This window comes from Seinonella peptonophila (genome assembly GCF_900129355.1).
GTDB classification, from domain to species: Bacteria; Bacillota; Bacilli; order Thermoactinomycetales; family Thermoactinomycetaceae; genus Seinonella; species Seinonella peptonophila.
In genome coordinates, this window is sequence record NZ_FQVL01000027.1 from 1 (window position 1) to 8,815 (window position 8,815).

8 protein-coding genes are annotated in these 8,815 nt (G+C 40.1%); 1 reads left to right on the plus strand and 7 read right to left on the minus strand.

The genetic code is table 11. The annotated features are described in order from the left end of the window. Window positions 1-431: 431 nt before the first annotated feature. The 6 genes from cmr6 to cmr1 are packed head-to-tail and all read right to left on the minus strand — an operon-like array spanning window position 432 to window position 6,254. A complete protein-coding gene (gene cmr6 / locus BUB71_RS18595) occupies window positions 432-1,202 on the minus strand; it encodes a type III-B CRISPR module RAMP protein Cmr6 (protein ID WP_073158719.1) in 771 nt (256 codons plus the stop codon). A 5-nt stretch (window positions 1,203-1,207) separates the two neighbouring features. Further along, entirely contained in the window at window positions 1,208-1,603 is a 396-nt protein-coding gene (gene cmr5 / locus BUB71_RS18600) for a type III-B CRISPR module-associated protein Cmr5 (RefSeq protein ID WP_073158722.1), read from the minus strand. Next, entirely contained in the window at window positions 1,584-2,432 is an 849-nt protein-coding gene (gene cmr4, locus BUB71_RS18605; protein ID WP_073158726.1) for a type III-B CRISPR module RAMP protein Cmr4, read from the minus strand. Before cmr4 ends, cmr5 begins: the two co-directional genes overlap by 20 nt. Beyond that, window positions 2,429-3,511, minus strand: a complete 1,083-nt coding sequence (locus BUB71_RS18610) for a type III-B CRISPR module-associated Cmr3 family protein (RefSeq protein ID WP_073158732.1) — start codon at window positions 3,509-3,511, stop codon at window positions 2,429-2,431. Before BUB71_RS18610 ends, cmr4 begins: the two co-directional genes overlap by 4 nt. Further along, window positions 3,492-5,294, minus strand: coding sequence for a type III-B CRISPR-associated protein Cas10/Cmr2 (gene cas10, locus BUB71_RS18615; RefSeq protein WP_073158735.1), 1,803 nt, complete (start codon window positions 5,292-5,294; stop codon window positions 3,492-3,494). The genes BUB71_RS18610 and cas10 overlap by 20 nt, the downstream gene beginning before the upstream one ends. Next, complete coding sequence (gene cmr1 / locus BUB71_RS18620) at window positions 5,295-6,254, minus strand: type III-B CRISPR module RAMP protein Cmr1 (protein ID WP_073158738.1); 960 nt, start codon at window positions 6,252-6,254, stop codon at window positions 5,295-5,297. 201 nt (window positions 6,255-6,455) lie between these two features. Here cmr1 and BUB71_RS18625 point away from each other — a divergent pair, with 201 nt between their 5' ends. Continuing rightward, complete coding sequence (locus BUB71_RS18625) at window positions 6,456-7,370, plus strand: hypothetical protein (protein ID WP_073158741.1); 915 nt, start codon at window positions 6,456-6,458, stop codon at window positions 7,368-7,370. A 957-nt stretch (window positions 7,371-8,327) separates the two neighbouring features. Here BUB71_RS18625 and BUB71_RS18630 read toward each other — a convergent pair. Then, entirely contained in the window at window positions 8,328-8,681 is a 354-nt protein-coding gene (locus BUB71_RS18630) for a hypothetical protein (protein WP_139279202.1), read from the minus strand. Between the last annotated feature and the right edge of the window lie 134 nt (window positions 8,682-8,815).

The following is an 8,815-nucleotide window of genomic DNA, read 5'->3' on the forward strand; positions in this document are numbered from 1 at the left end:
TTACATTCCTTTAAACAAAGCTCTTTCTTTTGAAACCAAAAGTATCTACCAGGATCATTTGTATTTACTTGCTAGTTTCAATCCTTTTAGCAAAGTTCTTTCCTTTGAAACATGAAACACCCGTCGTAGAGGTTTGTCCCGACTGGTTTCAATCCTTTTAGCAAAGCTCTTTCCTTTGAAACAGTGACCATCAAATCCCTTGAACCACATGTCCTTTACATGCTTTTTCCGACGATCTCAGTCTATCATAACATTTCTTCTTCCTCATGAAGTGATCTCCCCTCTAACCACAAGCCTCAATTCCTTGAGATTCCTACACTTCACCATTTCCGACGGTCTTGTGGGTTTCAGCTGATGCTAAATACTGTCGTAAATGGTTTTTCTTCCCATTTTTATACATACAGTCCTAAAAAACGACTCTACTTCTATAATTAATGTCTATCTGTATCATCTACCACTTGAAATTGACCATAACCTATATTTGTTTTGGCGCCGATTCCTTCTACATCACCAGCAAATCGAATCCACTGTTTTAACACTTTGAGGTCTGCTTGCATCTGGGGGGCATTTGTGCGACTCATGAAAAACAGTTGGAAATCTTGATTTTTGGCAATGGTTAAAAACGGGATGGGGATGGGCTCAGATTGGTCTTGAGGGGGAATCGAAGGATTTCCATAGTATGTCGTATAGTGTGGGGTCATTATGTCTACTTCTAGTTTTATGGGTTTACTTGGAATGGCATCATAGAAAAGGATACTTCCTACTTGTTTCGCTTCTTGCTCCTCTCTACTGCCGAAAATCTTGTCCAATCCTTCGTGAGTAGCAGACCAACGTCGCAACGTGGCTCGTAGCATTCCTTTGATAGAGGAACCAGGAATGTAGGGAACACCTAGTGTGTGATGCCAAGCAAAACCATTTTCGACTGGATGAGGGAGCCCCATTCCGATCACCATCCGCTCTTTGGTTCGGATTGTTATTTCAGCACCTTTACCTGAAATCAGTTTGCTCATTCGAGACAAATATGCTTGAATTTCTCGACGCTCTCCCACTCTTTTATCATGCCATCTATTTAACCAATTCTTTTTATCGATATCCCAATCCAGTTTCCATTGATCCATCCATTTATTAAAAACCAACCCCTGATTTCCTGACTTAATATCGTCTATTGGTTCCATTTCTTTATATAAAGGTAGTTGTGACATCCCATTCATTCCTTTATTTTCAAGTGTGCATTCGCCATTTTCTTATGAAATTGTAACCACAGCATCGTTTCTTGCGTTGCCCAGATATATGTTTGTCTGCTCCCACCCATCAATGCATTGAGTAATTCAGCTTTCCCACTATAAGGAGCTTGTTTATCGATGCGACAGAGCCACTCCTCTATGTGTTTGTATAATAAAAAGTGTGGCTCATCCTCTTGTCGCTTCGCTGCTGCTAGGAGTTGGGCTAACGCTTGACCCAAACCGTTAATTAAAATCGCCGCCGGAAATGAGGTTACATAGGTTGCATAATCATCTGCTGTTTGTTTATCCAATCGCTGCATCTCTTCAATTTTTGCTAAAGAGTGCTGTGCTCGTTGTTGTTCAAGATTTACGTGACCCATGCTGCCCCTCCTCATAAATCGAGAGAATCGACCACCCTTGACCGATCGTTTCATTGCCACCCACTTGTAAATATCGACTACTTTTGAATGTTTCTTGTAACTCAAGTAAATGATCTTCTTGAAAAGGATTCCGAGCAATGAATATGCTGTATAACAAACTGTCAGACGGCAATGCCTCTTCATACCATAAATTCTTACTCTCCTTTGTTTCATCATCTAACGAATTTCGCGCATAAATATGTAGAGCGTGCTGAGCAAAATGAGTAAACTCTCTATCCGAAATAATCGTTAGTGATTCTAGCATACGTTCCCGAATCGACATATGGGCTATCAACGGATTTATCCATTTAACGATTTCCGTTATTTCTGCTTGTCTTTGTATTGGATGAAAAGCATATTCTTCTAAAACCAATCTCTTATCTTCTGTAAATATCCATGCCTGCTCAGATTCAACTGCTATGTCAGGCAAGGAAGGTTCATAGCCGATCATTCGCAAATCACGATCAAACCTCTCTAAAATATAAGGGCAAGTTACCCAGCGAAAAGAACTGGTTAAGCTCCGAATTGGCAATAGCAGTAAACGCGCGTCTGTTACACCAATCCCTCCAGCTGCTCGTTCATTTCCAAACCAAGTTGCAATCTTTTCTCCTGTTTTGACCTCTTGCTCCATTTTTTGTCGCAAAGCTCCCTTTAAACTAGAGCCTGGTATGACAGGAAATTGTGTCGTGACTTCACGAGCAACAGGTAGATCAATAGCGCCATATGTTTGTCCTGCGCCAACATGAATATTTGTTTCTGCAAGCAATCCAATCATTTGCTGTTTACTCATTTTTTGGCTGTCCACCTTCCAATTGCGATTTCACCATAACCATATTCCGTCCGATTGCCAATTTTCGAATGGTGCAATGTCTGAATCGTTTCTAGCATGTGTTGATCCGTTTCATAGAACCATGTACTCCCCGCCGGGATCATGAGTAGATTTTTACGAGGCATGTTATGTTTTTGATCCCAACTGCCCTGTGAAACCACTCGACTTATACTGCCTGAAACACATGAAAGATCGGCTAAGGGGCCTCTTTCTATCGTCTTCTTCACATCAGCAAAGACACCAGGTGTCAGTAAACTCATATAAAAACGAACCGGATCCGAGTTTTCTAACCGATCGAGTGGCATCACAATCCTTTCTGTTTTCGATTCCGTTACCTCCACATCAGCAAAGCGACCTTCCCCACCAAAAGGAATCAATTGGTTGTTTGCTACCTTCCAATCGCTCGGAATCCCTGTCACCTCTACCTCAATCCTTACCTCTAGATAAGGTCGAACATGAACGCTACTGTACAAATACCCTTCATTTGCTTGAAGCGTATGATTATCTCTTTGCAAACCTATGCGAAACTCTGATTGATATAGTTCTGAGGGCAAGTAAATCTGGCTTTCTTTTAGAAAACCTCCCGCAAGAATCTGTTGCATTCCTTCCTTATTGACCCAGCCAGTTAACAACTTGCCTTTTTTACGATCAGGTATCTCTACCAAACGTACATTACCCATATCACAGGAAACAGTTGAATAACTTGGAATCAATCGATGATTTACTCTTTTCCTATCGCCTATGAGCGTCAATGGAATAGGGTATAAACGTTCATTACGCCATCGTAAGTAAGGTCCTCGAAAACTAAGTTCTCCTAAAGACTCATAATCTCCTAATTCTTTGGGCCAGTAAATATCCGTTTTATCTCTTTCTGTCCAACCTCTGGAACGCGCTAATGTCGTTCGAATCGCCCCTTGAATGGCTGAGATGGGAGGAGGAAACATACTTCGGTGATGTAAGCCAGCCGTTTCGCCCGAATGAAAAGGAGTGCCGTCACGAAAAAACCATGAATCGATAGCCCTAAACGTCCAAGTCTGCATTCTCCGTCACTCCTTTATCTCTGAGCCAGCGCACTAATAAAGCAATATCAGCAGAAAAAGACTGTTTATCAAGGACTAATTTATTATTCTCATCGTAATATGCATGGTAACCGAACTCAATTAATTGTTTAAGCTGTTGTTCGATTACTATAGTTGGTTTGCCATTGATTCGTTCCCATTCCGCCAACAACATTTTTTTCAAACTCTCTTCTTCGGTCACACTGGCAAACGACTCATATGTATCTTTGAGGTGATATAAAAAGCTTGGTGTAAGGGCCAATTCATTCGCTAAAACCACTAACCGATTTGTGTCATGATCAAGAATCAACTCCCAAGGCGCCCCCCACTGTATCAATGCCCCACTATTGTTATAAATCCCGATGGCGATACTATCCCGTCCATGTTTTTCCTTGGCAATCTCGTCAAGTAAAGTATGCGAAATTGACACCATTTGTTTTAAGGATGCTTTCGAATGAGCGAAAACAAGTCCAGCTGAAATGGTCGGAGAAGACTCCTGTTCAGGAAAGACGTTAGCGAACGCTTGTTGATATGCCTTCCGTAACCGAAAGGTTGCCTCTAGCACCGTATTTAGGGGAAACAGAGCCATTACATCATCGCCACCTGCATAGACTAAAGTGCCATCTTTCGCTTTAACGATCTCCTGGACTGACCCCGTAAATTGGGCTAGTGCATGACTTATCCTTCCTACTTCTTGTGCTTCTACTTGTTGCAACCAAGCACCCAATCGGTCACCATCCATCATTAATAACGCATAATAATTGGTCGGCTCACTTCCTACTGATTGACATAGTTGCTGAAAAGCCTGATACAACTTTGGATAATCCTTTATATTGTCTGGTTGCAAAGCATTCTCTACTAACCGACTAAATCGATCTCCCTGCCTACCGAAATAACGACGACCCGTGTGTGTTAATGGATACTTTTTTAGAGCTAAAGCAGCATAACGATCACGTTGTTCTTGCAATGATGCATTCTCGACAACCTTTTTCCGAAAAGGGTAAGAGCCCAAATATCTCGTAGAAGGAAAATACTTAGCTTCTTCAGGAAATTCCCAACCCAGTGCCTCTTTTGTAAGTAAAGGGAGGTATCGTTTGATCATACCGATGGCACTAAGTCTTTCCTTACTCTCCTCAGCAAATAAATCAGCGTAACGGGATTTGTGAATTTTATTCCAGAAGTTATCTTGTTTTACTGGCTCATGTGCCCGTAGATATCCCGATAGTTCTTGCAGGTGAGATACCAACATACATTTGTCCCCCTCTTCCTCCGAAGGAACAAAATTGCGCCAGTATTTGCGTCGATCCAGTAGATTGCGATCCGAACCCCTCACCCAGTTGATCTCCCAGAAGTTTTCCACTTGCCGCTGCCAGATTTTCTCTGTATCCTTACCATGGTTTGCAATCGGTTCAACAACTTTTTCCCATATGGTATTCGCAATACGAAGCCATGCTTTGTTGACAGCTTGAACACATTGAGCGGGTTCAAATTCATTGGGGATTTCTGCTTGAAAACGATTGGGTAAACTGCCTATCCAAAGTCCTTCTTCTTGCAAGTCGTCGTTCGATTGTTGAATCGCCAGTAACAGAGGGTTTTCATCTACTTGGGGAAACACAATTCTGCCTTTACATCGAATAACCTCTATCATGGCATGCCCTGTTAAAAAAGAAAGGAGAAATGAACTCATGAGTAGATCTCGTGTACGTCGCGACTGGGAAACAAACTCTTGAACAGGTCCAATCGAAAAATGAAGTGTTCGGCTCATTTAGATCCTACTTTCCTGAAAGTCATTTGCGAGTAATAAATTTGCAAAACGATCTAACGCATCGGTATACGACAGCTTCGGCAGAGGCGTCGAGATGAAGAAAAAAACGGGATAATATTCTTCCTGAATATGTATAATTCTCAACCATACCGGTGAAGGAAAACGTTCTTCTTCCCAATGCCCTAATGCTTGGCGCATATTATTCCTCTTGCCCTTCTCCTTTCGAAACACTTCGAGTACTTTCGCACCTGTAGTGAGTGCATCTTTGTAATTCGACTTAACAGTAGGGGAAACAAATATTCTTAGATCCTGGTTGACGACTGTATGTGTAACTTCCTGCTGTGGAGGATACCATTGCCATAACTGCTTCAAACCATGCGTAAATTGATCTTCCCAATCTGCAAGATCTGTTGCTTTCGATAACTTCGGTAATGACTGAGCAATCTGCTCTATGTTTACATCGGCAGTGCTACTCATCTTTTGCAAAGAACACCCACCAAATCCCCGTCTTACACGGGCACCTATTCCGCCCATCGCTGTTAAAAGCCAAGCACTTGACAAATAGGCTCTCCACAATGAGACATTATCACCATTCCGATTCATGGTTGCCTCCAGTTGAAATGTTTTCTTTGGTGGGAAAAAACTACGATCATCTAATGAAAACCCAAGATAACGAGGTTTTGGTTTCTTTACATAACCTAGTTTCTGTTCATCCATCTTCGCGATTCGTAGGCGTAACGGTGATTGACCCTTATTCATCCCTCCAAAAAGTATTTCCTCCTCCGTTGTGTAATCGGGTTGAATAGCCCGATACCAAAAACGGAGCAACCCTTTTATCGAAGAAACTCTCATTTCCACCTGGGTCTTGTCACTGCCAGCTAGATACATCGGTGTTTCTATTTGGAACACAAGTGTGACTCGTGAAGGAGATAGATCAGGCGGAGGGGATAGATTGCCCAAAAGAAGTTCACTCCTATCTATTTGTAAGGATATAAATCTGTTATTTTTTTTAAAACATAAACTTAATTAGGATTCATCTTAGGAATAAAGATTTACACTACCCAACGTATTTTATTTCTTTTTACCTACTTGTTAATCATCACTCTATAATATATAGTAGCCCAAATCTAAATATTTTGCTATTAAGGAGAAGTGTTTTTAATGAACAAATACTATCTATTTCCACTTTTCATCATTCTCGCTTGTTTTTCGCCTACTTATATGTTTGCAAATCCCCTGCCTGATGCTCAAGTCCAAAAATTAAATGAAGAATTAGAACAGGTAAAAGGAGAGAACAAAGTATACAAAGATATGAGTGAGGAGATTAAAAATTATCGGGAGTATTTACAAAAAGAAACAGATAAATTGCGTGATACTGTGCAAAAAGAAAGAGAATCTCTTTATAGTCAATTTAACTTTTTTATCACTTTTTTAGGTATTGCCATGACAGTAGCCATCGCCGTATTCTCCTATCAATTTATGCAAACAAGAAAAGAGCTAATGCAGAGTATCATAGAGGAAACGAAAGAAAAGGCCCTCGATTATCAAAATCGTCTCAATCAAATCCAAACCCACTATGAGGACCAGTTGAAAAATAAATTAGAAGAACTAACCCAACAAACAAAGGAAATCAAAGCGCTACAAAAAGCTATGCAACACGAACTCAATCTCTCCCTATCCGAGATCTACATAACTGCATCGATCCATGAAATAGCTCGAATCAAAACACTAGAAAAAGAGCACCTAGTTAAGCGCGGTATCCATACAGATCATCTCCATTTTCTTTCCTATAACCTAGAAAAAATCAAACCACTGTTACAAACAAACATTGTAGACATCCTAGTATTTAGCTGCGAACCGGACACCATTGATGACCTCTTTCTGCTCATTGAATATCTCCATCAAGAAAAGCTAGAGATTCCCCTCGTTGTTTATACATACCAACTCGGAAAGAGATTTGATAAACAGGAGTTGTTCCAAATAAACCAATATCCCTTTGCCGTTATTTCAAATGCACCCGTCACCTTAATCGGACACATCTCCCAACTTGCACAAACTTTTTCTGTAGCAAAATAGAGAAGGACTACTGTTCATTTGAGCAATTCTTTTTTCGGATTGAACCTAATTCTGCCATTACACCATATCTTTCTTCATGTATGGTGAAAAGAAAATACTGTCAGAACATTGTTTTCAATTCTTTATACATGTTTCTTTTATTTGATAAGATGACGCCATTTATTTGGCGTCCGAAGGAGTAGTGTTTCAATCCTTTTAGCAAAGTTCTTTCCTTTGAAACGTTGATTAGCAACTCTTTGTGCCACAAGAAATTCACATGCATTTTTTGACAAACTCGTTCTACCATAACTATTCAGTATGATTTTTAATCATTTGGTGTAGTATGGTAAATAATAGTATATAGATTATTTTATAAATTTTGTTAACAATCGAATATGATGTGCTTTAGCTATATAATACTTCATAAACCACAATGGTTAGTATTAAATCTGAGAATCTCTATATTTTGACCACAAGATTCTCTAGTATATTCATTGCCATTTCGTTTGCAAAATGCCTTGTGTAGAAAACTTTTAGTTTCACCTGAGTGGACAAACCTTTGATATGTATAGTGCCAAGGATCAGAATCGAACCACCACGTTGGTAACCTACCGCTAGATTTTAAGTGCCGTGAAATAGAGAAATCAGGAGAATTAAAAGACAATAAACCGTATTCTATCAAGGGCTTGGGGAATATGAGAGAATGAGATGAAACAGAAGAAAACGTGTTACGTTTGCAATTTCGTTTGAGTTTTGATCGCAAGTAAAAAGCGAGTTGGATTGAGTGTCCAACTCGCTTTTTATTTTTCTTTATTACCTACTAATCGGAAATGGTTTGCGGAGTTTCAATCCTTTAAACAAAGTTCTTTCTTTTGAAACCCCTTTAATTCTCCTATGAATAGCATTATAGAATGGTTTCAATCCTTTTAGCAAAGCTCTTTCTTTTGAAATAAGGTAACACCACAAAAATCACTCAACCTAAAGCCCCGTTTCAATCCTTTGAGCAAGGTTCTTTCTTTTGAAACTTGGACTAGTCCTTCCTACCGTTTCAAAAATAAAACGGGTTTCAATCCTTTTAGCAAGGTTCTTTCTTTTGAAACATCGCGAGAAGTACAGTTTATGCTCTAATGTCGCAAGTTTCAATCCTTTGAGCAAGGTTCTTTTTTTTGAAACAATAGTGGTGAAGCGCAATGGCGAGATATGGCAGAGTTTCAATCCTTTGAGCAAGGTTCTTTTTTTTGAAACCGCAACCAGCAAAACCCCATGATTCACAAGGCCTTTACAAGCTTTTTCCGACGATCTCAGTATATCATAACATTTCTTCTCTATCATGAAGAACATTCCACGATCCTCTACACCTCAAACCCTTGTGATTCCTGCGTTACGCCTTTTCCGACGGTCCCCCAGATCTGAGACGAAGCTATAGACCGTCGGAAAAGCTCTTTCGTTCAAAAGGGTAGATTCGG